General features: G+C 73.5%; 21 protein-coding genes and 1 pseudogene. 17 read left to right on the top strand and 5 right to left on the bottom strand.

Going from position 1 to position 23979, the window contains the following annotated elements; genetic code table 11:
* The first annotated feature begins 11 nt into the window (after nt 1-11).
* From FKD65_RS30100 to FKD65_RS30115, 4 genes are all read left to right on the top strand, one after another.
* Nucleotides 12-941 (top strand): hypothetical protein, encoded by a 930-nt coding sequence (locus FKD65_RS30100; RefSeq protein ID WP_141581128.1) that lies wholly within the window; start codon nt 12-14, stop codon nt 939-941.
* Between the two features lie 297 nt (nt 942-1238).
* Entirely contained in the window at nt 1239-1502 is a 264-nt protein-coding gene (locus FKD65_RS30105; RefSeq protein WP_141581130.1) for a WhiB family transcriptional regulator, read from the top strand.
* A 169-nt stretch (nt 1503-1671) separates the two neighbouring features.
* Nucleotides 1672-5022, top strand: a complete 3351-nt coding sequence (locus tag FKD65_RS30110) for a glycosyltransferase family 2 protein (RefSeq protein ID WP_141581132.1) — start codon at nt 1672-1674, stop codon at nt 5020-5022.
* The gene (locus FKD65_RS30115; protein ID WP_141581135.1) at nt 5022-6470 is read left to right on the top strand and encodes a DUF5719 family protein; all 1449 of its coding nucleotides are present in this window, start codon (nt 5022-5024) and stop codon (nt 6468-6470) included. Before FKD65_RS30110 ends, FKD65_RS30115 begins: the two co-directional genes overlap by 1 nt.
* A 27-nt stretch (nt 6471-6497) precedes the next feature.
* Here FKD65_RS30115 and FKD65_RS30120 read toward each other — a convergent pair whose 3' ends face one another.
* Nucleotides 6498-6926, bottom strand: coding sequence for a metallopeptidase family protein (locus FKD65_RS30120; protein WP_240809670.1), 429 nt, complete (start codon nt 6924-6926; stop codon nt 6498-6500).
* A gap of 147 nt (nt 6927-7073) precedes the next feature.
* Between FKD65_RS30120 and FKD65_RS30125 the strand changes: the two are divergent.
* From FKD65_RS30125 to FKD65_RS30160, 8 genes and pseudogenes are all read left to right on the top strand, one after another.
* A pseudogene (locus FKD65_RS30125) lies at nt 7074-7184 on the top strand (LuxR C-terminal-related transcriptional regulator); the annotation flags it as partial.
* 133 nt (nt 7185-7317) lie between these two features.
* A complete protein-coding gene (locus FKD65_RS30130; RefSeq protein ID WP_089315916.1) occupies nt 7318-7698 on the top strand; it encodes a DUF3499 domain-containing protein in 381 nt (126 codons plus the stop codon).
* 146 nt (nt 7699-7844) lie between these two features.
* A complete protein-coding gene (locus tag FKD65_RS30135) occupies nt 7845-9200 on the top strand; it encodes a phosphomannomutase/phosphoglucomutase (RefSeq protein WP_141581137.1) in 1356 nt (451 codons plus the stop codon).
* 42 nt (nt 9201-9242) lie between these two features.
* Nucleotides 9243-9425, top strand: a complete 183-nt coding sequence (locus tag FKD65_RS30140; protein ID WP_141581139.1) for a Trm112 family protein — start codon at nt 9243-9245, stop codon at nt 9423-9425.
* The gene (locus tag FKD65_RS30145; protein ID WP_141581141.1) at nt 9422-10570 is read left to right on the top strand and encodes an SIS domain-containing protein; all 1149 of its coding nucleotides are present in this window, start codon (nt 9422-9424) and stop codon (nt 10568-10570) included. The genes FKD65_RS30140 and FKD65_RS30145 overlap by 4 nt, the downstream gene beginning before the upstream one ends.
* Nucleotides 10571-11557: a cation diffusion facilitator family transporter gene (locus FKD65_RS30150; RefSeq protein WP_141581143.1), complete on the top strand. Its 987-nt coding sequence runs from the start codon at nt 10571-10573 to the stop codon at nt 11555-11557. It abuts the gene before it with no gap.
* A gap of 390 nt (nt 11558-11947) precedes the next feature.
* The gene (locus FKD65_RS30155; RefSeq protein ID WP_141581145.1) at nt 11948-13498 is read left to right on the top strand and encodes a sensor histidine kinase; all 1551 of its coding nucleotides are present in this window, start codon (nt 11948-11950) and stop codon (nt 13496-13498) included.
* A gap of 33 nt (nt 13499-13531) precedes the next feature.
* Complete coding sequence (locus FKD65_RS30160; RefSeq protein WP_141581147.1) at nt 13532-14203, top strand: response regulator transcription factor; 672 nt, start codon at nt 13532-13534, stop codon at nt 14201-14203.
* Nucleotides 14204-14407: 204 nt separating this feature from the next.
* On the opposite strand, the gene FKD65_RS30165 is transcribed toward FKD65_RS30160, so the two are convergent.
* The gene (locus FKD65_RS30165; protein WP_141581149.1) at nt 14408-14764 is read right to left on the bottom strand and encodes a MerR family transcriptional regulator; all 357 of its coding nucleotides are present in this window, start codon (nt 14762-14764) and stop codon (nt 14408-14410) included.
* A 157-nt stretch (nt 14765-14921) separates the two neighbouring features.
* Here FKD65_RS30165 and ahcY (FKD65_RS30170) point away from each other — a divergent pair, with 157 nt between their 5' ends.
* The 4 genes from ahcY (FKD65_RS30170) (at nt 14922) to FKD65_RS30185 (ending at nt 19376) form a co-directional block, all read left to right on the top strand.
* Nucleotides 14922-16352, top strand: a complete 1431-nt coding sequence (gene ahcY / locus FKD65_RS30170; RefSeq protein ID WP_141581151.1) for an adenosylhomocysteinase — start codon at nt 14922-14924, stop codon at nt 16350-16352.
* Between the two features lie 77 nt (nt 16353-16429).
* The gene (ahcY, locus tag FKD65_RS30175) at nt 16430-17686 is read left to right on the top strand and encodes an adenosylhomocysteinase (RefSeq protein WP_141581153.1); all 1257 of its coding nucleotides are present in this window, start codon (nt 16430-16432) and stop codon (nt 17684-17686) included.
* Between the two features lie 3 nt (nt 17687-17689).
* Nucleotides 17690-18274, top strand: a complete 585-nt coding sequence (locus tag FKD65_RS30180) for a hypothetical protein (protein WP_141581155.1) — start codon at nt 17690-17692, stop codon at nt 18272-18274.
* Nucleotides 18275-18551: 277 nt separating this feature from the next.
* Nucleotides 18552-19376: a hypothetical protein gene (locus tag FKD65_RS30185; protein WP_141581158.1), complete on the top strand. Its 825-nt coding sequence runs from the start codon at nt 18552-18554 to the stop codon at nt 19374-19376.
* A gap of 15 nt (nt 19377-19391) precedes the next feature.
* Here FKD65_RS30185 and FKD65_RS30190 read toward each other — a convergent pair whose 3' ends face one another.
* Nucleotides 19392-20429: an RDD family protein gene (locus FKD65_RS30190; protein WP_141581160.1), complete on the bottom strand. Its 1038-nt coding sequence runs from the start codon at nt 20427-20429 to the stop codon at nt 19392-19394.
* A 71-nt stretch (nt 20430-20500) separates the two neighbouring features.
* On the opposite strand from FKD65_RS30190, the gene FKD65_RS30195 reads away from it, so the two are divergent.
* The gene (locus tag FKD65_RS30195) at nt 20501-21496 is read left to right on the top strand and encodes a stage II sporulation protein M (RefSeq protein WP_141581163.1); all 996 of its coding nucleotides are present in this window, start codon (nt 20501-20503) and stop codon (nt 21494-21496) included.
* Nucleotides 21497-21677: 181 nt separating this feature from the next.
* Here FKD65_RS30195 and FKD65_RS30200 read toward each other — a convergent pair whose 3' ends face one another.
* Nucleotides 21678-22970 carry a DUF58 domain-containing protein gene (locus FKD65_RS30200; protein ID WP_141581165.1) on the bottom strand — a complete coding sequence of 431 codons (1293 nt, stop codon included), beginning with the start codon at nt 22968-22970 and terminating at the stop codon, nt 21678-21680.
* Nucleotides 22970-23938, bottom strand: coding sequence for a MoxR family ATPase (locus FKD65_RS30205; RefSeq protein WP_240810378.1), 969 nt, complete (start codon nt 23936-23938; stop codon nt 22970-22972). Before FKD65_RS30205 ends, FKD65_RS30200 begins: the two co-directional genes overlap by 1 nt.
* Nucleotides 23939-23979: the final 41 nt, after the last annotated feature.

Consider the following 23979-nt stretch of genomic DNA (forward strand, 5'->3'; position numbering starts at 1 on the left):
GAGATGTCACCGTGAACAAGGAAGCCGTCCAGCGCCTGCGCGAACCGGCCGCCTGGGTTTTGCTCGCCGCGGCGGGCGTGCACCTGCTCGCGGGCATCATCCAGCTTCTCGCCGGCGGGGGCACGTTCACGCTGCGCGCCCTGTCCCAGACCAACGACGGGACGTTCATCCAGGTCGCCATGGTCGGCCTCGTCGCCCTGGCGGTCGCGCTGACGACCTCGGGCGCCACCCCGACCCCGCAGGCGCGCACGATCGCGATGGGCGCGCTCGGCATCCTCGGCGGCATCGCGCTGTTCGGCGTGATCGCGTGGCTGAGCGGCATGCTCGCCGACTCCGACTACGCGGGCGCGGTGAGCAAGCTCACGACCTTCCTGGTGGGCGCAGGCGACCTCGCCGTGGTCGGCGTGGGCGGCTGGTTCGTCTTCACGGTCTTCAAGGGGATGCAGCCCCCGCGCCCTCAGCAGCCGCAGATGCAGCAGCAGGGCGGCTACCCCGACTACGGGTACCAGCAGGGCCAGCAGCAGTACGGGCAGCAGCAGTACGGCCAGCAGGACTACCAGCAGTACCAGCAGTACGGGCAGCAGCAGGCCGGTGAGGGGCAGCAGGCCCCCCAGCAGGGCTACGAGCAGCAGTACGGCCAGCAGCAGTACGGCCAGGCCGCCCAGCAGGGGTACGGGCAGCAGCAGTACGGCCAGCAGGACTACCAGCAGTACGGCGCCCAGGGCGGCTACCAGGCCGGCCAGCAGGGCTACGACCAGCAGGGCCAGCAGCAGGGCCAGCCGTCCGCCGACCAGGAGGAGATGGGCGAGTGGACCCGCGCCTACGGCGGCAGCGGCGGCTCCGGCCAGGACCCGCAGGGCACCCAGCCCGCTCCGCCGCAGGGCGGCGACCAGGAGGCCGGCGACTGGTACCGGGACAACCGGCCCCCGCCCCCGCAGTAGGGGCACGATGACGGCCGCCGGGCGACGCCCGGCGGCGAGGGCCGCTGCGAGCCCCCCCGCCGGAACCCCTCGGCGGGACGCGCCCCGGCGGTGACCGCCCGATTAACTGATCTTCATCTGAGGGTCAGCGTGCCCATCCTGGCAAAACCCGCTATGTCACCCGGGGAATGTCTTCCGGCTTGACGGGGCGGCGGATACACGCGTGTAATTTCGTCCGTGTAGTTTCAATGCCGTCTCGGGGGAAGGAACTCGTGGGAGGGCATTGACCAGGGGGTTCCACGGGCAGGGAGGTGCGCTGTGAGCGAGGTGGTCATCCCGCTGGCGCACGGCACAGAGGACGAAGAGTTGGGCTGGCAGGAGCGCGCCCTGTGCGCGCAGACGGATCCGGAGGCGTTTTTTCCGGAGAAGGGCGGCTCCACTCGCGAGGCCAAGAAGGTGTGCCGGGCATGCGAGGTGCGTACGGAGTGCCTTGAGTACGCGCTGCAGCACGACGAACGGTTCGGCATCTGGGGAGGGCTCTCCGAGCGCGAGCGCCGGAAGCTGAAGCGCCAGGCCGTCTGACCCGGCGGGCCGCGTCCCCGGATCGGGGGATCCGGAGCGTGCCCGCCGCGGCCACGCGTACAGTTATCAGCCGTGCCGGCCCGAGGGGTCGGCACGGCTGATGTTCGCCGGCGCCGGATGTCCGGCCGGCCGGCGGTGAAAATCGTCCGTCCCACAGATCGAGCGATCCTTGGCCCCCACACTCGATCGTCATGTCGTCACCGCGGTCCTCGTCGCGCACGACGGCGCGCGGTGGCTTCCGGAGGCGCTGAAGGCGCTGCTGACACAGTCGCGCCCCGTGCAGCGCCTCGTGACCGTGGACACCGGCAGCCGCGACCGCGGCCCGGCCGTCCTCGCCGAGGTCGTCGGCGAGCACGAGGTCCTCACGCTGCCCCGCACCACCGGCTACGGCGAGGCCATCGCCGAGGCGCTGCGGCAGGACGCCGCGTCCGCGCCCGTGCCGGAGGACGACCCGGCCCGCTCCGCCGAACACCAGACCCAGGGCTCATCCAGGCCCCGCACGGAGTGGATCTGGCTGCTGCACGACGACTGCGCGCCCGACCGCGACGCGCTCGACCGGCTGCTCCGCACGGCCGACACCGACCCCAACGTGGCGGTGCTCGGACCCAAGGTCCGCGACTGGGACGACCGGCGCGTCCTGCGCGAGCTCGGCGTCACGGTCGACGCCGCCGGACGCCGCCACACCGGCCTGGACCGGCGCGAGTTCGACCAGGGCCAGCACGACGGCGTCCGGGACGTCCTGTCGGTCGGCAGCGCGGGAATGCTCGTCCGCCGCGACGTGTGGGAGAGGCTCGGCGGCTTCGACGTCGAGTACGGCATCTTCCGCGACGACCTGGACTTCTGCTGGCGGGTGCACGCCGCCGGGTACCGGGTCGTCACCGCGAGCGACGCCGTCGTCTACCACGCGGAGGCGTCCCGCCGCGGGCTCCGCGAGATCGGCATGACCGCCGAGCACCCGGCCCGCCGCGACCGCCGCAACGCGCTGCTCACCCTGCTCGCCAACCAGCCGCTCGGGGCGATGCTCCGGGCCCTCGTCCGCAACGTGTGGGCGTCGCTCGCCCACGCCCTCGTCCTGGTCGCGACCAAGCGGCCGGGCATGGCCCGCGAGGAGCTGCGCGCGCTCGGCGACGTCCTGCGCTCGCCGGGCAGGCTCCAGCGGGCGAGGGCCGTCCGCGCGGAGGGCCGCACCCGCGTGCGGCGCAGCATGCGGCGCTTCCAGGCCCGCTGGGTCGTGCTGCGCCGCGCCGGCGAGGCGGCCTCGGAGTACTTCGCCGCCCACGAGCGCGACCGCGAGGAGGGCACCGACGACATCACGGCCGACGAGCCCGGTCCGATCCGCCGGTTCCTCGCGCGGCCCGGTGTCATGGTCGTGCTCGGCCTCGCCGCGGTCGCGGTCGCGGCCGAGCGCTCCCTGGTGACGGCCGCCGGGCGGCTCGGCGGCGGCGCGCTCGTCCCCGCGTGGGGCGGCGCGAGCGACCTGTGGGCGCAGTACCTGTCCGGCTGGCATCCGGTGGGGCTCGGCACCGACGCCGGCAGCCCCCCGTGGGTCGGGGTCCTCGCGGTGCTGTCCAGCGCCGCCTTCGGCAAGCCGTGGCTGGCGGTTTCGATCCTGCTGCTGGGCAGCGTCCCGCTGGCGGGGCTCACCGCCTACCGCGCGTCGCGGCTGCTGGTGGTGGAGGCGGCCCGGACCGGGCGCCGCGCCCGCGCGACCGGCCGACGCGTCCCGGTGGCGGCCGTCCGCGCGTGGTTCGCCGCCGTGTACGCCCTGCTGCCCGCCGCGACGGGCGCCGTCGCGGGCGGACGCATCGGCACCTGCGTCGTCCTCGTCCTGCTCCCGCTGATCGCCGTGCACGCCGCCCGCGTCTACGGGTACCCCCGCTCGGAGGCGACCGCGCTGGACGCCCGGACGCGCCGCAAGCGCGCGGGACGGGCCGCCTGGACGGTCGCGCTGCTGCTCGCCGTCGCGATGTCCTTCGTGCCCCTGATCTGGCCGGCCGCCCTCCTGGCCGCCGGAATGATGTGGGCGCTGCTCGACCGGCCCGGACGGCAGGGCCGGCGCGGCCTCGCCATCGCGCTCGGCGTCCCGCCGCTGCTGACGCTTCCGTGGACCGCCGGCCTGCTGCTCCACCCGTCCGGGTTCCTGACGGAGGCGGGCCTGCACCGGCCGTTCGACCCCGCCGCCCCGGCCGACCTGCTGGCGCTCGACCCGGGCGGGCCGGGCACGCCCGCCCGGTGGGCGCTCGCGGGGCTGCTCGCGGCCGCCGTCTGCGCGCTGCCGCTGCGCAGCCGCCGGGGCCACGTGCTCGCCGGCTGGCTGCTGGCCGTCTTCGGGCTGCTCATCGCGGTGCTGACCAGCGCCGCCACCGTCACTAAGGGCGCCGACGCCGCGCCGGTGTGGCCCGGCGCGGCGCTGCTGTTCGCGGGCGCGGGGATCCTGCTCGCCGCGACCGCCGCCGTCCAGCGCGCCACCGAGGCGATGGCGGGCCACCATCTGATCTACAAGGCGGGAGGGGCGGCCGTGGTGGCCGCCGCGCTCACCGCCCCCCTCCTGGCGGCGGCGTTCTGGGTGATCGGCGGCGCGGGCGGCCCCCTCGGCAGGCTCGACCCCGACACGGTTCCCGAGTTCGTCCAGGGCTCCGCCGGGGTCAGGACGCTCGTCCTGCACAGGGAGCCGACCGGCCGGGTTTCCTACACGGTCCTCAGGGGCGCGCGGCCCCATCTCGGGGAGTCCGAAGTCACCGTCAAGGGCCGGGCCCACGAGCGGATGGACGACCTCGTCGCCGGCCTGGCCGCGGGCCGGGAGGGCGACGACGGGCCCGCCCTGACGAGGATGGGCGTCCAGTACCTGCTGGTGCCGCACCCCGCGGACGACCCGCTCACGAAGGTCCTGGACGCGTCGCCCGAACTCACGCGCCTCAGCCGCACGGGCACGTTCGCGACGTGGCGGCTCCAGGGGACGTCCGCGCGGATGCTGCTCCTGCAGGGCTCGACGGTCACGCCGCTGCCCGCCGGGCGCGTCGACGCCCGGGTGCGGATCCCGCCGGCGACGGGCCCGCGCACCCTGCTCCTGGCCGAACCGTCCGACGGCGGCTGGCGGGCCACCCTGAACGGCGACGACGTCAAGGCCCGGACGGTGGACGGCTGGGCGCAGGGCTACGACATCCCCGCCCGCGGTGGAGACTTCGAGCTGACCCGGTCGATGATCACCAGGCACGCCTGGGTCGTGGTCCAGGGGATCGCCGTGCTGCTCGTCGCCGTCCTGGCGCTGCCGGGCGCGCAGGCGGACACGCTCATGCCGCGCGGCGAGCGGGAGCGCCGGCGGCGCGGCCGGAGGGGGCGGCGCCGCGCGCCCCGCCCGCGCCTCCAGCGTGAGCCGCCGCCGGCCGCGCCGCCGGAGTCCGCCGAGCCATCGGAGTCCGCCGAACCTCCGGAGCCCGCCGAACCTTCGGAGCCCGCGTCTCGGGAGTCCGCCGGGCCGCCGGAGTCCGCGGATGAGCCCAGGCCAGAGGGGGTGTCCTGATGGACAAGATCCTGCGCCTCCTCGGCATGCGCTATGCCACCGCCGCCCTGATGCTCGTCGCCGTCGCCGCCCTCTACGGGGCCGCTACGTTCTCCCGTCCGGGCGAGGCGTCCGAGAAGGGACGGGAGGCGGCCGTCACGCACGCCGTGATGGTCTGCCCAGGGCACGAGGGCGGCCGTCTCGCCGTCCAGTCCCTCCCCGGGAAGAAGGGCGGAGGGCGCGTGGACATGGCGCCGACGAAGGGCGGGACGCCGCTGGGGTCCATGACGTCGCCCGGCCAGGGCTGGGACGAGGACACCAAGTCAGGGCAGGACTCCTACACCCTGCGCGCCACCGGCCCGATCGCGGGCGGCCTGGAGGCGGAGCAGACCGCCTACCATGACGGCGGCGACGACCGCGGTCTCGCCGGCGCCCGCTGCGCCGTCCCCGGCACCGACCTGTGGTTCACGGGTCCCGGGCCGGTCGCCGCCGACGAGCTCGACCTGTACCTGACCAACGTCGACGCGCAGCCCGCGTCCGTCGACGTCTCCGCCCTCTCCGGCGAGGGGCCGCTCGACACCACCGAGGGGCGCGGCACCCCCGTCGAGCCCTACACCACCAGGATCGTGCGGATCGGCCGGTCGCCCGAGGGCCTCGGCGACATCGTGAAGACCGCCGCCGACCTCGCGCTGCGCGTGCACACCACCAGCGGCCGCGTCGCCGCGTCCCTGCGCGTGCGGATCGGGAAGAAGAAGGGCGTCGAGTGGCTGCCGCAGTCGCCCGCGCCCGCGGCCTCCGTCCTGGTCCCCGGCGTGCCGGGCGGCTCGGGCAAGCGCCGCCTGCTGGTCGCGGTCCCCGGCGAGGCCGACGCCGGGATCAGGGTCCAGGTGATCACCGCGGACGGCGCGTTCGCCCCCCAGGGCCAGGACGTCCTGGACGCCCCCGGCAAGACCGTGACCTCCGTCCCCCTCGACGGCGCCCTCTCTGGCAAGGTCGCCGCCGTGCGGCTCGTCGCCGACCGTCCGATCCTCGCGGGATTCTCCGCCGAGCGGGGCGCCGACGTCGCCTACGGGACCGCCACGCCGCCGCTGAGCGCGTCCGCCCCCGGCGTCGTGGCCGACAACCGGTTCGACTCGTTCCTCGCCCTGACGGCCCCGTCCGGCGCGGCGACCGTCCAGGTCACCACCATGAACGCGCAGGGCGCCGGCGCCCCCAGGGAGGTCCGGGTCGGAGCCGGGCGCACGGTCGAGACCAGGCTCACCGCCCCCGGCACGAGCACGGGCACGGACGCGGCCTTCGGCGCGGTCATCACACCGAAGCCCGGTTCCGCGCCCGTCTACGCGTCCCGGGCCCTGGCCACCGGCAAGGGCGACGGCTACCTGTTCACGGTCCTGCCGGTCGTCCCCGCCCCCACGATCTTGCGCCTGCCGGCCACCGCCGACTCCCAGACCGCCCTGACCCCGAACTGAACAGGACCTTGGGCTGGGCAGGGCCGGTCAGTCGTCGGGGGAGTCGTAGCTCGGGTCGACCGACTCGGGGGAGATCCCGAGCAGGTCGGCGACCTCTTCGATGAGCAGGTCGCGGACCAGGCGGGCCAGTTCGGTCTCCCCGGCGGCGCGGGCCTCGACGGGGCGCCGGTAGACGGTGATGCGCACCGGCCGGGCGCCGTCACCGGGAAGGGTCTGGCCGAGCGGGACCGGCCCCTCGAACGACGGCTCGACCGGCGGCACCTCCTCGACCGTGAACTCCACCCGGGCCAGTTCGCGGCCCCAGCGCGCGCCGAGCCGCCGGACCTCGTCCTCGACGAGGTCGGCGAACCGTTCCGCGCGGGTACGTGAGACCGGCGCCTGCGGGGGCGTCAGAGGACCACGGAGGCCGCGACCGTGCCGATCGCGGCGCCGTACGCCTGCCACACGGGATCGCACGCCTCAAGAGTACCTCCGCTGGTACGGCGGCTCACCCGTCCGGTCCCTCGATAGGGCCTTCTATATCGCTCTGTCCGGAACAGCCGAAGCAACGGCCCATTCGTATGGATCTGCCGTGAAAAGAGTGCCCGAGTGCGCGTCCGGCTCCTCGTCGTCTCCGAGTACACGGTCAAGAACCACGTCAACCGGATCTTCGCCAAGCTGCGCGTCCGCACCCGGGGCGCGGCCATCGCGCGCTGGCTCGGCACCGCCCGGTGAGAGCGCGATGAGGACACGGTGAAGATCGGTGCCATTACGGATTGTAGTTGTTACCACGGAAATCGTCCGGTAACGGCGACACGTGCGCCGGGGTGGTGGCGGAGCCGGGTGGGGGGAGGTACGGTCAGCCATCGTGAGCCCCGTCCGCACTTGCTCCCGCACCGCCTGCAAGGCGCCCGCAGTGTTCACGCTCACGTACGTCTACCGCGACTCCACCGCGGTCCTGGGGCCGCTCGCAACGTACGCGGAGCCGCACTGCTACGACCTGTGCGCGGAGCATTCCGAACGGCTCACCGCCCCCATGGGGTGGGAGCTGGTGCGGCTCCCCGTCGAGGAGGAGTCCGAGCCGAGCGCCGACGACCTGGAGGCCCTCGCCGACGCGGTCCGCGAGGCCGCCCGGCCCGCCCCCGGGTCCGGCCACGAGCCGGTCGGCCAGGGCACGGAGGTCGGCCGCCGGGGGCACCTGCGCGTGCTCCGCTCCGAACCCGCCGGAACGCAGCCCGGCCAGGAGTGAACGCGGGGCCCCGCCCTCGTCCCGAACCCGGTCCCGAACCTCGGCCCGATCACCGGTCTGACGTCGCGGCGGGTCGCGTCCCGTCCTCCCGGTAGGCTCGTGAGCCTGCCGTTTTCCGCGCACGGTTCTTCGGACAGGGAGCAGGAGTGGGCGACCTCGCCAAGATCTTCAAGGCCTACGACATCCGCGGCGTGGTGCCGGACGAGCTCGACCCCGCCACCGCCGAGGCGGCCGGCGCGGCGTTCGTCCGCGTCACCGGGGCGAGCGCCGTCGTCACCGCCCACGACATGCGGGAGTCGTCGGTCCCGCTGGCCGAGGCGTTCGCGCGCGGCGCCACGTCCCAGGGCGCGGACGTCATCGAGGCCGGGCTCGGCTCCACCGACATGCTCTACTACGCCAGCGGCAGCCTCGACCTGCCCGGCGCCATGTTCACCGCCAGCCACAACCCGGCGAAGTACAACGGGCTGAAGCTGTGCCGCGCGGGCGCGCGCCCCGTCGGCCGCGACACCGGGCTCGCCGAGATCCGCGAGTCGATCGAGAAGGGCGTCCCCGACTACGACGGCGAGCCGGGCACGGTGACGCGCCGCGACATCCTCAAGGGCTACGCCGACCACCTCAAGACGCTGGTCGACCTGTCGTCCATCCGCCCGCTCAAGGTCGTCGTCGACGCCGGCAACGGCATGGGCGGCCACACCGTCCCCTCGGTGTTCGAGGGCCTGCCGATCGACCTGGTCCCGCTGTACTTCGAGCTGGACGGCACCTTCCCCAACCACGAGGCCAACCCGATCGAGCCGGAGAACCTGCGCGACCTGCAGGCCAAGGTCCGCGAGACCGGCGCCGACATCGGCCTGGCCTTCGACGGCGACGCCGACCGCTGCTTCGTGGTGGACGAGCGCGGCGAGATCGTCTCCCCGTCGGCGATCACCGCGCTGGTCGCGACCCGGGAGCTGGCCAAGCACCCCGGCTCGTCGATCGTGCACAACCTGATCACCTCCAAGGCCGTCCCGGAGATCGTCTCCGAGCACGGCGGGACGCCCGTCCGGACCCGGGTCGGGCACTCGTTCATCAAGCAGACGATGGCCGAGACCGGCGCCGTGTTCGGCGGCGAGCACTCGGCCCACTTCTACTTCCGCGACTTCTGGTTCGCCGACTCCGGGATGCTGGCGGCGCTGCACGTCCTGGCCGCCCTCGGGCAGCAGGACGGCCCCCTCTCGGAGCTGCTCGGCGAGTACACGCGCTACGCCGCGTCCGGCGAGATCAACAGCGAGGTCGCCGACCAGGACGCGGCCGCCGCGAAGGTCAGGGACGCCTTCGCCGGCCGGTCCGGCGTCGAGATCGACGAGCTGGACGGGCTGACCGTGCGCGACGACGCCGCCGGCTGGTGGTTCAACCTGCGCCCGTCCAACACCGAGCCGCTGCTGCGCCTGAACGCCGAGGCCGGCGACGCCGGCACCATGGCGGCGATCCGCGACGAGGTCCTGGCCCTGGTCAGGGAGAAGTGACCGGGTCCGGAAAAGCGACTGCAAGGGAGATGTGACGCCACGATGACGATGAAGCTGGACTCCTGGCTCCTGGAGATCCTCGCCTGCCCCAACTGCGGCGGCGACCTGCGCGCCGACGAGGCGGCCGACGAGCTGGTGTGCACCGGCTCGTGCCGCTACGCCTACCCCGTGCGCGACGACATCCCCGTCCTCCTCGTGGACGAGGCCAGGGCCCCCGCCTCGTGAGCGCCTCCCTCGACCCCTCCCGGCTGGAGGACGCGGAGGCGGCCGAGGCGGCGGATCCGGGCGGCATGCTCCGGCAGGTCGCCTCGTCGGCGGCGCAGGTCCGGGAGGCGCGGCGCGCGGCGGCCGAGGCCGGCCTGGCCGAGCTGGCCGAGGACGGCCGCCCCCGCGGGATCGTCGTCGCCGGCACCGGCTCCTCCGCCGTCCCGGGCGACGTGCTCGCCGCCGTGTGCGGGCCGGGCAGCGCCGTCCCGATCTCCACGGTGCGCGGCTACCGGCTCCCCGGCTGGGTGGGCGCCGCCGACCTGGTCGTCGCGGTCTCGCCCTCGGGAGCCGCCGAGGACACGCTCGAGGTCGCCGCGGAGGCCGCGCGCCGCGGCTGCCGCCTCCTGGTCGTCGGTGACGCCGCCTCGCCGCTGGCGGAGCTGGCGGCCCGGAGCCGCGGGGTCGTCGTCCCCGTCCGGCCCGCGGGCCCGGCGCGCTCCTCCCTGTGGGCCCTGACGATCCCCCTGCTCCTCGCCGCGCGGACGCTCCGGCTCGCGGACGTCCCCGACACCGTGCTGGAGTCCACGGCCGAGCTGCTGGAGGACGTCGCGCACCGGTGCCGCCCGTCCAGCGAGCCGTTCGTCAACCCGGCCAAGCGCCTCGCCCTCGATCTGGCCGGTGACGTGCCGCTCGTGTGGGGCTCGTCCGCGCCGTCCGCCGCGGCGGCGTACCGGATGTGCTGCCAGCTCGGCGAGAACGCCAAGTACCCGGCCGTCTTCGGCGAGGTCCCCGAGACCGGCCGCAACCAGGTGGCGGTGTTCGACGGCTTCTTCGCGCGGGCCGGCTCACAGGCCGGTCCGGCCGACCCGGACGACTTCTTCCGCGACCGGGTCGACGAACCGGAGCACGGCCTTCACCTCGTCCTCATGCGCGACGTGGAGGAGCATCCGCGCGTGCGGAGGCGGTGCGAGGCGTCCGCCGCGCTGGCCCGCGACCGGGGCGTGGCGGTCACCGAGATCCGGGCGGAGGGCGCCCATCCGCTGGAGCGGATCGCGTCGCTGATCGCGTTGGCCGACTATGTCACGGTTTACTTGGCTATCGCGCTCGGCGTGGACCCTGCGTCCGAGCCTGCCGTTCAAGAGCTCGAAGCGAGGATTGCTTAGATGAGTGCTGAGGGTGGAACGAAGGCCATCGTCGCCGCGTTGGCCGCCAACCTCGGGATCGCGGCGTCGAAGGCCGTCGCGTTCGCGTTCACCGGGTCGTCGTCGATGCTGGCCGAGTCCATCCACTCGGTCGCCGACTCCGGGAACCAGGGGCTGCTGCTGCTCGGCCGCAAGCGGTCCGAACGCGACCGGACCCCACAGCACCCGTTCGGATACGGGCGCGAACGCTACTTCTACGCGTTCGTCGTCGCGGTGGTCCTGTTCACCGTCGGCGCGGCGTTCTCGCTCTACGAGGGCTACCACAAGATCTCCCACCCGGAGGAGGTCAAGTCCCCGGTGTGGGCGTTCGGGGTGCTGATCGTCGCGATCGGCCTGGAGGCGTTCTCGTTCCGCACCGCGATCAAGGAGTCGAACGAGGTCCGCGGCGAGCAGTCCTGGTGGAGGTTCATCCGCCGCGCCAAGGCCCCCGAGCTGCCGGTGGTGCTGCTGGAGGACCTCGCCGCCCTCGTCGGCCTGTTCCTCGCCCTGTTCGGCGTCTCCATGGCGGTCGCCACCGGCGACGGCGTCTGGGACGGCGTCGGCACCGTCGCGATCGGCCTGCTGCTCGGCGTCGTCGCGACGATCCTGGCGATCGAGACCAAGAGCCTGCTGATCGGCGAGGGCGTCGACCCGCAGACCGAGCGGCGGATCATCGAGGCGCTGGAGTCGGTGGACGAGGTCGACCACCTCATCCACATCAGGACCGAGTACATGGGCCCGGACGAGCTCCTCATCGCCGCGAAGATCGCCGTCTACCACGACGACACGGCCGCCGAGGTGGCGCGCGGCATCGACGCGGCGGAGGCGAGGGTCCGGGCGCAGATCCCGGAGGCGAAGCTCATCTACCTGGAGCCGGCGCTGGACGAGGCGTCCCGCACGCGGGCCGCCGACGCGTCCAGTACGGGCGCCGCCGAGGCGCGGAAGCCGGAGACCCCCGCGTCGTCCTGACGCGTTCCGCGCGGCCCGCCCCACGGGCCGCGCCGGACACGGAACCCCTCACCGGGCGGCCGCCGCAGGTGCCGGCCGAACCCCAGCCCAGGCGAGACCGGCGAGTGCCTCCGAGGAGGCGAGCCGCGGCCGTCCGGCGAGGTGCTATCCCATGCTCCCCGCCCGGACCCCTGAAACCGGGCGGTTCTGGTGTGACCGCGGCGGCCCCGCCGAACCCCCTACGTCGGCGACGGCCACCGTCGCGGTCACGGTTAAGACACTACGTTCGCGGCACTCCTCCGCACGTCCCCCTCAAGGAGGGAACGCGCGTGGTACTCCAGGCGGACCTCCGCGATCTGCATACACCCGCGTGGTGAGGCCATGGCGGGCCTCAGCGGTCAGTATTGAGGGGTGACGACCGACGACAAGGCCCGGACCGGACCCGACCCCGCGGGGTTCGGCCCAGCCGTCGCGCACCACGCGTGGCGGCTGTCCGGCCGGATCGTAGCGGGGGTCGGGCAGCTGCTGCTGTGGATCCTGACGGGCATCGGCACGCTCCTGCGCCCGCTGGCGGTCAGGCTCGGCGCGCGCCTGAACGGCCGGGCGGGACCCGGTCCCGGGGTCCCGGCCGGGCAGACGGCGCCGCTGCCCCGCTGGATCAAAACGTGGCGGGACGTCGTCGGGTCCTGGTACTTCGCGCCCCTGACCGGGCTGGCCCTGACGATCGCGGCGCTGGCCGAGCTGGCGCCGCGCGTCGACTCGCCGATCAGCCTGGCGGGCGGGTTCGCGGTCGCGGCGACGCTCCCGCTCGTGTGGCGCCGGGAGAACCTGCGCGCCGTCGCGGCGGTCGTGCTCAGCGCGGTCGCGGCGAGCCTGCTCACCGGGCAGCTCCTGCTGGTCACGACCAGCTTCGCGGCCCTCTACACGCTGTACGCGCTGGGCCGGGGGCTGCCCCGCCAGTCCACCGGCGTCCTGGCGGTCGGCAGTGTCGCCGCCCTCGGAGTCGTCTACCTCGCGACCGGGACGCTCGACGACGTCCCCTGGCCCGCGGCGATCGTCGCGGTGCTCGCCGCCATCGGCCTCGGGGACGCGCGGCGCGTCGTGGAGTCCGCGGGACGCACGGAGGCGGAGGCCGCCGAGCGCACCAACGAGACCCTCACCCGGCTCACCGCCGTCCAGCGGGAGCAGGCCGTCATGCGCGAGCGCGCCCGCATCGCCCGGGAGCTGCACGACGTCGTCGCGCACTCCGTCTCCATGATCGCCGTGCAGGCCGAGACCGCGCCGTACACGATGGAGAGCCTGTCGCCCGAGGCCCGCGCCGGCTACACCGAGATCGCCAAGACGGCCCGGGAGGCGCTGGTGGAGATGCGGCGGCTGCTCAGCGTGCTGCGCGCCGACGCCGCGCCCGAGCCGGAGGCGGCGAACTCCCCGCAGCCGCGCCTGGACCGGCTGCCCGACCTGATCGAGCAGCACCGCGGCGCCGGCGGCCACGTCGACCTCGCCGTGCACGGCGACCCGCGCGCCCTGTCCACGACGGTGGAGCTGTCGGCGTACCGGATCGTCCAGGAGGCGCTGACCAACGCGCGGCGGCACGCGCCCGGCGCGGGCGTCCGCGTCGACCTCACCTTCCTGCCGGACCGGTTGGCGGTCCGCGTCCAGGACAACGGCGCCTCGGCGGCCACCCAGGTCCTGAACCGGCCGAATCCCGGTCCTCGTACAGCAGGAGCGGACCCTGCGGGCCCGACCTCCGCGGACGCCGGCCGGACCCGTCTCGAGACGTCCGGGCCGGGTGGCGGACACGGCCTCGTGGGCATGCGGGAACGTGCGACCATGCTGGGCGGGCGGTTCTCCGCCGGCCCCGCCACCCAGGGCGGGTTCCTGGTGGAGGCCGAGCTTCCGGTGACGAATGAGGGGAATTCCTTCCGTGGAAACGGTTCGCAGGCGCCGCCCGGCCGCCCCTGACCCGGCCGTCCTCCCGCCTCCGGGGCGGCCGCTGTGATCAACGTGCTGATCGTCGACGACCAGACGATCGTGCGGGCCGGGTTCGCCGCCCTGCTCGCCGCCCAGGACGACATCACCGTGATCGGCGAGGCAGGCGACGGCCGCGAGGCCGTCGCGCTCGCCGAGCGCCGCCGCCCGGACGTCGTCGTGATGGACATCCGGATGCCCGGCATGGACGGCATCGAGGCCACCCGCCGCATCCTCGCGCTGCCCGGCTCGGAGAGCGTCCGGGTGCTGGTGCTCACCACGTTCGACGTGGACGAGTACGTCTACGAGGCCCTCGCCGTCGGCGCGAGCGGCTTCCTGCTGAAGGACGCGACCGCCGACGAGCTGGTCTCGGCGGTCCGGGTGGTGGCGCGCGGCGACTCCCTGCTGGCCCCGCAGGTCACGGGACGCCTCATCCGCGAGTTCACCAAGCAGCGCCGCAACCGCCCGCAGGCGCCGTCGGAGCTGTCGACGCTGACCGCCCGCGAGACCGAGGTGCTCGTCCTGATCGCGGGCGGCCTGTCCAACGGCGAGATCGCCCAGCGCCTGTTCGTCAGCGAGCACACCGTCAAGACGCACGTGGCCCGCGTCTTCACCAAACTCGGCCTCCGCGACCGCGCCCAAGCGGTCATGCTCGCCTACGAATCAGGCGTAGTAGTCCCCGGAGAAAACGCGAGTTAATGGCTTTTCTCTCCTCCTTCGGGCCTGGCGGCCCTCCATCGTCGAGAAACGCGGGCGATCGCTGGCATCGCTCCGGCTCGCCTTGCGGCTCGCTGCGCGATCAGGTTCTCGCTTCGCTCGCCCCTGCCTTCGGACGCGATCGCAGCCATTCAGGTTGTTGCGTGGTTGCTGTGTTGGCTGAGGCCGGTGGGACGGTCTGAACGATCATGGACGGCGGCGGAGGAGGCGCATTGCCTTTTCCTTTTCGAAGTCCAGGGCTCGGGTGGGGGGTGCGGAGAGGCGGCCTATGCGTTCGCCGAGTTCGCGCACGTGGGCCTGGACCTGGGGTTCGGCCAGGACCCGCAGGCCGAAGGCCAGCTCGGCGGGGCCGATGTCGTAGCGCTTCTCCAGGGCGAGGGCGAGCGCGACGGCGCGCAGTTCGGCGTCGCCGAAGCGGCGGTGGCCGCCGCCGCGCCGGGCCACGGCCGCCTCGCGGGTGACGGGCAGCAGGCCGAGGGCCTCCCGGTAGCGGAGCATCCGGGGGGAGGTGCCGAGCCGCCGGGCGGCCTCCGTGATACGCATGGGGTGATTCTGACAAATTAGTGTCAGGAAGTCGCCCCCGGCCGTGCCCTGGCGCGCCCGGCGCCCGTAGACTCGCCACCGTTGGCGCGGCCGCGCACTCGCCCGCCACGACCTCGCGTACCCGACGGCGCGCACACACCAAGGGAGCAACGAAAGCATGGACTACAAGGTCGCCGACCTTTCGCTGGCCGACTTCGGGCGCCGGGAGATCCGGCTCGCCGAGCACGAGATGCCGGGCCTGATGGCGGTGCGCGAGGAGTACGCCGCCGCCAAGCCGCTGCGCGGCGCCAAGATCATGGGCTCGCTGCACATGACGATCCAGACGGCCGTGCTGATCGAGACGCTGGTCGAACTCGGCGCCGACGTCCGCTGGGTCTCGTGCAACATCTTCTCCACCCAGGACCACGCGGCCGCCGCGATCGTCGTGGGCAAGGAGGGCACCGTCGACGACCCGAAGGGCGTCCCGGTGTTCGCGTGGAAGGGCGAGACGCTCGAAGAGTACTGGTGGTGCACGGACCAGGCCCTCCAGTGGCCGGACGGCACCGGCCCCAACATGATCCTGGACGACGGCGGCGACGCCACCCTGCTCGTCCACAAGGGCGCCGAGTACGAGAAGGCGGGCGCCGTGCCGGCCGCCACCGAGGACGACCCCGAGGAGTGGGGCATCATCCTCGAGACCCTGCGCCGCACCATCGCCGACAAGCCCGGCCGCTGGACCGAGACCGCCGCGGCGATCAAGGGCGTCACCGAGGAGACCACCACCGGCGTCCACCGCCTCTACGAGATGGCGAAGGCCGGTACCCTCGCGTTCCCGGCGATCAACGTCAACGACTCGGTCACCAAGTCGAAGTTCGACAACAAGTACGGCTGCCGCCACTCGGTCATCGACGGCCTCAACCGCGCCACCGACGTGCTGATCGGCGGCAAGGTCGCCGTCGTCTGCGGCTACGGCGACGTGGGCAAGGGCTGCGCCGACGCGCTGCGCGGCCAGGGCGCCCGCGTCATCGTCACCGAGATCGACCCGATCTGCGCGCTGCAGGCCGCGATGGACGGCTTCCAGGTCACCACCCTGGACGACGTCGTCGAGAGCGCAGACATCTTCGTCACCACCACCGGCAACTTCAACATCATCACGGCCGAGCACATGGGCCGGATGAAGCACCAGGCGATCGTGTCCAACATCGGGCACTTCGACAACGAGATCGACATGGCGGGGCTCGCCAAGACCCCCGGCGTCGAGAAGATCGAGATCAAGCCGCAGGTGCACGAGTGGCGCTTCGCCGACGGCCACTCCATCATCGTCCTCGCCGAGGGCCGCCTGATGAACCTCGGCTGCGCCACCGGCCACCCGTCCTTCGTGATGTCGAACTCCTTCACGAACCAGGTCATCGCGCAGATCGAGCTCTTCACCAAGACCGACGAGTACCCGATCGGCGTCTACGTCCTGCCCAAGCACCTGGACGAGAAGGTCGCCCGCCTCCACCTCGACGCCCTCGGCGTCAAGCTCACCGAGCTCACCAAGGAGCAGGCCGCCTACATCGGCGTCCACGTGGAGGGCCCCTACAAGGCCGACCACTACCGGTACTGATACTGGTACCGAGTTCACTGCTTGAGGCTGCCGGACGGGGTGAGGCCCCGTCCGGCAGCTACTTTGTGGGGGTGTTGATGAGCGATATCGCGGATCGGTCGCTGGCCTATGAGGGCGTCAAGCGGATCGAGTGGGCGGACCGGAGCATGCCGGTGCTGCGGCAGATCCGGGAGCGGTTCGCCGCCGACCGGCCGCTGGAGGGGTTCAAGGTCGCGGCGTGCATGCACATCACGACCGAGACCGCCGGGCTCATCCGCACCCTTCAGGCAGGCGGTGCGAGCGTGGCGCTGGCGTCGTCCAACCCGCTGTCCACGCAGGACGACACCGCCGCCGCGCTTGTGGAGGAGTACGGGGCCGAGGTGTTCGCGCGCGCGGGCATCGACCGCGAGGGGTACTACGCGCACATCCACCAGGCGCTTGAGACCGGGCCCGACTTCGTCCTGGACGACGGCTGCGACCTGGTCAACACCCTGCACACCGACCGGACGGATCTGCTCGGCACCGTGAAGGCGGGGTGCGAGCAGACGACGACGGGCGTCATCCGCCTGCACCAGATGGCCCGCGAGGGCGCGCTGAAGTTCCCCGTGGTCGCGGTGAACGACACCGACACCAAACACATGTTCGACAACCGGTACGGGACGGGCCAGTCGACGCTCGACGGGATCGTCCGCGCCACCAACACGTTGCTGGCGGGCAAGACCGTGGTCGTCGCGGGCTTCGGCTACTGCGGGCGCGGCCTGGCCGAGCGGGCGCGCGGCCTCGGGGCGCGGGTCGTCGTCACCGAGATCGACCCGGTGAAGGCGCTGGACGCGACCATGCAGGGCTTCGCCGTGCGGCCCATGGCCGAGGCGGCCGCGGAGGGCGACGTCTTCATCACCGTCACCGGGAACCGCGACGTCGTGAACGCCGACCACCTCGCGGTGATGAAGGACGGGGCCATCCTCGCGAACTCCGGGCACTTCGACGTCGAGATCGACGTGCGGGCCCTCGGCGACATGGCCGTGGAGGTGCACCGCGCGATCCGGCCGCAGACGGACGAGTACGTGCTGGCCGACGGGCGGCGCCTGGTGCTGCTCGCGGAGGGCCGCCTGGTCAATCTGGCGGCCGCGGAGGGGCATCCCGCGGCCGTGATGGACATGTCGTTCGCCGACCAGGCCCTCACGTGCGCGTGGCTGGCCACGGCGCACGAGTCGCTGTCCCCGGCCGTCCACGACGTGCCGAAGGAGATCGACACTGAGGTGGCGCGGCTCAAGCTCGCCTCGATGTCGGTCTCCATCGACCTGCTCACCCCGGACCAGGAGGACTACCTGCACTCCTGGCGCATCGGGTCCTGACCCGTGCCCGCCGGGACGTACCTGCACCTCGACGGGGGAGCCGAGGAGCGTTTCCAGTGCGCGCCCGGGCCCGCCGGGTGGCGGTACACCTCCGCGCGCTCCGACGGGGTCCGCGTGGACCTGGTCGTGGACGCGCGCTGGCGCCAGATCCGCGTCGAGGTCGTCGCCCCCGCCTGGTGGGTGCGCGGCGGCGTGACCGGCCGCGAACTGGCCTGGGTGCGCGCGGCCGGTGAGACGGGAACCGAGCACGCCGAGCAGGCGTCGGGCTTCCTGGCCGACTCCCCGGGGTTCCTCGTCGCCGTCGCCCGGTCCTTGGGGCTGGACGAGGGCGCGCAGACCGACGTCCGTCTCGTCCGGTTGAGCGGGACGTCGCTGTCGGCCCTGACGGCCCTGTGGCGCTGGCGGCTGGTCGGGACGTCCGCCTACGAGACCGAGACCGGGCCGCTGCCCGTCTCGGAGTACGAGGTCACCGACCTGTCCACAGGCGAGGTCGAGACGGTGCACATCGCCGGGGACGTCGTGCTGGCCGCGCCCGGGATCGAGCTCACCGCCCTGGAGTCACCGCCGAACCTGGCGAACCCCTCCTGACCTGGCTGCGGTATCTTTCCGTACTCGTCCGACAAGATCAGATACGGGGGGTTACGGCGTGTACGGGCAGGTTCCAGAGGGGCAAGGGCAAGTTCCGGAGGGGCAAGGGCAAGCACAGGGGCGGGGCTGGGGCGGGCCGCCGGCGGGCGGACCCCCGATGCCCGGCCCGCATGCCTCCGGCCCGCAGGCTCCCGGTCCGTTTCCGCCGACCGGTCCGTTTCCGCCTGCGGGTCCGCCGGGTCCGCCGCCGGCGAAGAGGCCCTCGCCGCTCGTGTGGGTGGCCGTGGCGGTCGCGGGCGTGGTCGTGCTCGCCGGCGTCGCCTTCCTCGCGCTCAACGGGACGGGCGCGCCGACAGGCCCGGTGAAGGCCGAGCAGTGCGTCGACACCGCCTTCGGGATGGACGACGGCGACCGCATCCCGCCGAGCCTCCGGGTGAGCTGCGACGACGCCAAGGCGAAGGCCAAGGTGCTGAAGGTCGTCGGCAAGAAGGAGGCGTCGGCCTTCCAGTTCGGCTCGCGTCCCCTGCCCGACTGCCCGAGCGGCACGGACGGCTTCACCAACGTCCGCGAGAAGAAGGACGAGAAGACCTACTACGAGGCGTGCGTGCGCAACCTCAAGGGCGCCCACCCCGGCGACCCCGGTGCGGGCGGAGCCTTCCTCACGGCGGGCGACTGCGTGAGCAGCGGCTCCATCGGCTTCGGCAAGGAGCAGCCGTGCTCCAAGCCGGACTGGTACGGCAAGGTGGTCGCACGCGTCGCGGCGGAGAAGTCGTGTCCGGCCGGCACGCTGGAGACCATGAAGCTGCGGTCCCTCGGCGGCGGGAGCACGGCGAACCCGGTGCTGTGCCTGGGCGCGGGCGGCGGCGTGCTGTCCCCGGGCGACTGCATCAAGGACCCCTCGTTCAACATCGGCGACCTGGGCAAGGCGGAGTGCGGGTCCGGCGACGCCGTCGCGAAGGTCGTCGGCAGGGTGTCCACCACGAAGGAGTGCCCGGCCGAGGCCACGAACTACATGACGAGCGAGGGCGCCTTCCGGCCGGTCCTGTGCCTGAAGAAGCTGCGCCCGACGCTGACCGAGAAGCTGCGCTCGCTCCCCGGCTGACGTCAGGCCGGCCCGTCAGTAGCCCGGGTACGGGCCCTGCGGCGGCGGAGGCCCGGCGGGGCCCGCCGGGTGCGGCGCGGGCGGCCGGGGCGCGTTCAGGACGTTCTGGTACGGCCCCGCGCCGTAGTCGGCCGGCGGAAGGAACCCCGGCTGGCCCGGCCCCGGCACGCTGAACGGCGGGGGAGCCGGAGGCCCCTGGCGCGGCGGGCCGGACGGCGCGGGCCCCGCCATCGCCATCGCCGGGACGGCGGCGGGCGCGGCGCCCCACGCGGGAAGCCCGAAACGGCGCATCCGGCGTGCGCGGCGCTCCGCGAGCCGCCGCTCCTCGCGGTGGCGGCGCTCGGCGAGGACGGCCGACAGCAGGATCTCGGGCCGCACGCCCGCCGGCGGCGGCGGGCTCACCGCCGCGACGACCTGCGAGGCGATCCGCTGCCCCAGCGAGTCGCGGACCTCCGGCAGCAGCTCCCAGAACCGCGACAGGTACTGCCGGGCCGTCATCGCCAGCTCGTCCGACACCATCGAGAGCTCCAGCGTCCGCGCCCACCAGGCGAGCTGCGGCGGCATCACCGCGACGGGGCCGAACAGCGCCGACGCGGGCACCCGCTCCTGGATGACGATCGTCCCGGCGAACAGGTCGCCGAGCCGCTTGCCGCGCCGGTTGCAGAACGAGGTGATCAGCGCGGGCGAGCCGTAGAGCATCCAGAACTCGACGAACCCGGCGAGCGCCCGCACCAGCGCCTGCCGGAACCGGACCGGCCCGCCGTCGTCGCCGACGACGCGGAGCCCGAGGGCCATCTTGCCCAGCGTCCGGCCCCGGGTGAGCGTCTCGAACAGGCACGGGTAGCCGACGAGGACGGCCACGACGGCGAGCAGCGTCAGCCCGACCGTCCACGCCTCGTCGGCCACCAGCGAGGTCATCGCCGTGACGTAGACGACCGTGTTCAGCAGCACGGACTGGAGGAGCAGGTCGATGAAGAGGGCGCAGCCGCGGCTGGCCAGCCGCGCGACCCGGATGTCGAGCGCGACGGCCTCGCCGGTGACGAGATCGGCCATGTCCTCTTCCTCCAATGGCGGCGGACGCCCCATTGTGCCGGTTTCGCGGGTCGAGGCGTTAGTCTCGCCGGGTGGACGTCGACGCCTACGTGGCCGAGCACAACGCCGAATGGGTGCGCCTCGAACGGCTCATCAACCGCGGCCGGAAGCTGACCGGCGCGGAAGCCGACGAGCTCGTCGACCTCTACCAGCGCACGGCGACGCACCTGTCGGTCGTGCGGTCCAGCTCGCCCGACCCGCAGCTCGTCGGGCGGCTGTCGTCGCTCGTGGCGCGCGGCAGGGCCTCGGTGGCCGGCGCGCAGGCGCCGCTCTGGCGCGATGTCACCCGCTTCGCGACCGTGTCGTTCCCTGCCGCCGCGTACCGGATGCGGTGGTGGTGGCTGGGCAACGCCGTCCTCGGCAACCTGGTGGCGCTCGCCCTGGCGATCTGGGTCGTGCACAGCCCCGAGGTGCAGTCCACCATCGGGACGCCGGACGAGATCCGCGAACTCGTCGAGCACGACTTCGCGAACTACTACACCGAGCACTCGGCGTCGTCGTTCGCGTTCCAGGTGTGGGTCAACAACGCCTGGGTGTCGGCGACCGCGCTGATCTTCGGGATCCTGCTCGGCATCCCGACCGTGTACGTCCTGCTGCTGAACCAGGTCAACCTCGGGATCAGCGGCGGGCTGATGTTCGCCTACGGCAAGGGCGCCGTGTTCTTCGGGCTGATCCTCCCGCACGGCCTGCTGGAGCTGACCGCCGTCTACCTCGCCTGCGCCGGGGGCCTCAAGCTCGGCTGGACGATCATCGACCCGGGTCCGCGGAGCCGCGGCCAGGCCCTCGCCGAGGAGGGCCGCGCGGCCGTCAGCATCGCCATCGGCCTCGTCGGGGTGCTGTTCGTGTCCGGCCTCATCGAGGGGTTCGTGACCGGCTGGGTCCACATCACATGGCTGCGCATCGCGATCGGCGTCGTGGCCGAGGCCGCGTTCCTCGCCTACGTGATCGTCCTCGGCCGCCGCGCCGTCCGCCAAGGCGAGACCGGCGACAGCGACCTCCACCCAGACCTGGCCCCGGTGTCTGCTTAGCTTTTCTCTCCTCCTTCGGGCCTGGCGGCCCTCCATCGTCGAGAAAAGCGGGCGATCGCTGGCATCGCTCCGTCTCGCCTGGCGGCTCGCTGCGCGATCAGGTTCTCGCAAGCTCGAACCTGCCTTCGGACGCGATCGCAACCATTCAGGTTGTTGCGTGGTTGCAGCCGGGGCTCGGGGCCTACAAGCGTCCTGCGGCCTTTAGGGCCAGGTAGGCGTCGGCTAGGGCGGGGGCTATTTCTGCTGGTGGGGCGTCCACCACTTCTACGCCGTGGCCTCTCAGTTCGGCTGTCAGGCGGCGGCGTTCGGCTCTCGCGCGCTCGGCGGCGGCGGCGTCGTAGACGGACGCCAGGTCGCCGCGGGCCTCCGCCATCTCCGTGAGGCGCGGGTCCGACACCGCGGCGATCATGACGAGGTGGCGGGCGGTGAGCTGCGGCAGCAGCGGCAGCAGCCCCTCCTCGATCGCGGCCGTGTTCAGCTCGGTGAGCAGCACGACCAGGCAGCGCTGCCGGACGCGCGCCATCAGCGTCGACACCATCCCGGCGGCGTCGCATTCGAGCAGCTCCGGCTCCAGCGGCGCCATGGCGTGCACCATCGCGGGCAGCAGGTCGGTCCGGGAGGCGCCCTCGACGCGGGCGCGGACGCGGCGGTCGTAGGCGAGCAGGTCGACCCGGTCGCCGGCGCGGGACGCCAGGGCGCCGAGCAGCAGCGCCGCGTCCATCGAGCAGTCGAGCCGGGGGATGTCGCCGACGCGGCCCGCGGACGTGCGCCCGGTGTCGAGGACGAGGTAGATGCGCCGGTCGCGCTCGGGGCGCCAGGTCCGCACGACCACGTCGCCGCGCCGCGCCGTCGCCCGCCAGTCGATGGACCGGACGTCGTCGCCGTCCACGTACTCGCGCAGGGAGTCGAACTCGGTGCCCTGCCCGCGGATCAGCGCGACGTGCGCGCCCGTCAGCTCCCGCAGCCGGGCGAGCTTGGCCGGCAGGTGGCGGCGGGACGGGAACGCGGGCAGCGCCCGGACGGTCCAGGGCGCGGAGCGCGAGAGCTGCCGCGCGGCCAGCCCGAGCGGCCCCACGGAGCGGACGACGACGGTGACGGCCTCGCGGTCGCCGCGCCGGGTCGGCGTCAGCGCCATCTCGACGCGGCGACGCTCCCCGGCGGGGACGTCCACCTTCACCATGCGGGGCGCGGCGCCCGCGCTGGGCGGCCACACGTCCCGGAGCCGGGCCTTGAGGCGCCGCCGGCCGAGGTTCTCCACGACCAGCGAGACCTCGGCCGTCCCGCCGAGGCGCACGCTCGTGTCGCCGGCGCGGTGGAAGCGCAGGGCCCGCACGTTCCCGGCCAGGGCGAGGTCGGCGACGACGCCGAGCAGCAGGACGCCCCACACCGCGAACAGCGTCCACCAGCTCGGCGCGAACAGCGGGACGATCGCGCCGAGCAGGGCCAGCAGCCCGAGGCGCCCGGTCAGCGCCATCAGCGCGGGGCGGGGACGTGGGCGAGGATGCCCTCCAGCACGCCGTCGGCGGTCGCGCCCTCCAGCTCCGCCTCCGGACGGAGCTGGACGCGGTGCCGCAGCGTGGGCCTGGCCAGCGCCTTCACGTCGTCCGGGGTGACGTAGTCGCGGCCCGACAGCCAGGCCCAGGCGCGGGCGGTCGCCAGCAGCGCCGTCGCACCGCGCGGCGACACGCCGAGCTGGAGGGACGGGGACTGCCGGGTGGCCCTGCACAGGTCCACGACGTAGGCGGCGACCTTGGGGTCGAGGTGCACGGTCCTGACGGCGGCCTGCCCGGCGGCCAGCTCCGCCGCTCCGGCGACCGCCTTCACCTCGGACAGGTCGCGCGGGTCGAACCCGGAGGCGTGCCGCTGGAGCATGGAGATCTCCTCGTCCCGCGTGGGGACGGGCACCGTCAGCTTGACCAGGAACCGGTCGAGCTGGGCCTCGGGCAGGGGATAGGTCCCCTCGTACTCGATCGGGTTCTGGGTCGCGCACACCACGAACGGGTCGGGCAGAGCGCGCGCGGAGCCCTCCACCGAGACCTGGCGCTCCTCCATGGCCTCCAGGAGGGACGCCTGGGTTTTCGGCGGCGTCCGGTTGATCTCGTCGGCGAGCAGGAGGTTGGTGAAGACCGGTCCCTCGCGGAACTCGAACTCCGCCGTCCTGTTGTCGTAGACCAGCGAGCCGGTCACGTCGCCCGGCATCAGGTCGGGGGTGAACTGGACGCGTTTGAAGTCCAGGTCGAGGGCCCGCGACAGCGTCTTGATGAGCAGCGTCTTGGCCGTGCCGGGGACGCCCTCGAGCAGCACGTGGCCGCGGCAGAGCAGTGCGATCACCAGGCCGGTGACGACGGAGTCCTGGCCGACGACCGTCTTGGCGACCTCACCGCGCAGGGCCGCGAGCGCCGCGCGGGCCGTCTCGGCCTGGCGCCGGGCGTCCTCCGGGATCGCGCCCGGCCTCGCGCCGGGGGCGCCGCCGGGCACGTCGT

The sequence above is a fragment of the Actinomadura sp. WMMA1423 genome (assembly GCF_006547145.1).
Classification (GTDB): Bacteria; Actinomycetota; Actinomycetes; order Streptosporangiales; family Streptosporangiaceae; genus Spirillospora.

Excerpts from the sequence above, each read along its gene's own strand:
- FKD65_RS30200 (WP_141581165.1), bottom strand. The coding sequence starts at position 22,970 with ATGGCGCTGACCGGGCGCCTCGGGCTGCTGGCCCTGCTCGGCGCGATC.
- ahcY (WP_141581151.1), top strand. The coding sequence starts at position 14,922 with ATGGACTACAAGGTCGCCGACCTTTCGCTGGCCGACTTCGGGCGCCGG.
- FKD65_RS30165 (WP_141581149.1), bottom strand. The coding sequence starts at position 14,764 with ATGCGTATCACGGAGGCCGCCCGGCGGCTCGGCACCTCCCCCCGGATG.
- FKD65_RS30150 (WP_141581143.1), top strand. The coding sequence starts at position 10,571 with ATGAGTGCTGAGGGTGGAACGAAGGCCATCGTCGCCGCGTTGGCCGCC.
- FKD65_RS30140 (WP_141581139.1), top strand. The coding sequence starts at position 9,243 with ATGACGATGAAGCTGGACTCCTGGCTCCTGGAGATCCTCGCCTGCCCC.
- FKD65_RS30115 (WP_141581135.1), top strand. The coding sequence starts at position 5,022 with ATGGACAAGATCCTGCGCCTCCTCGGCATGCGCTATGCCACCGCCGCC.
- FKD65_RS30190 (WP_141581160.1), bottom strand. The coding sequence starts at position 20,429 with ATGGCCGATCTCGTCACCGGCGAGGCCGTCGCGCTCGACATCCGGGTC.
- ahcY (WP_141581153.1), top strand. The coding sequence starts at position 16,430 with ATGAGCGATATCGCGGATCGGTCGCTGGCCTATGAGGGCGTCAAGCGG.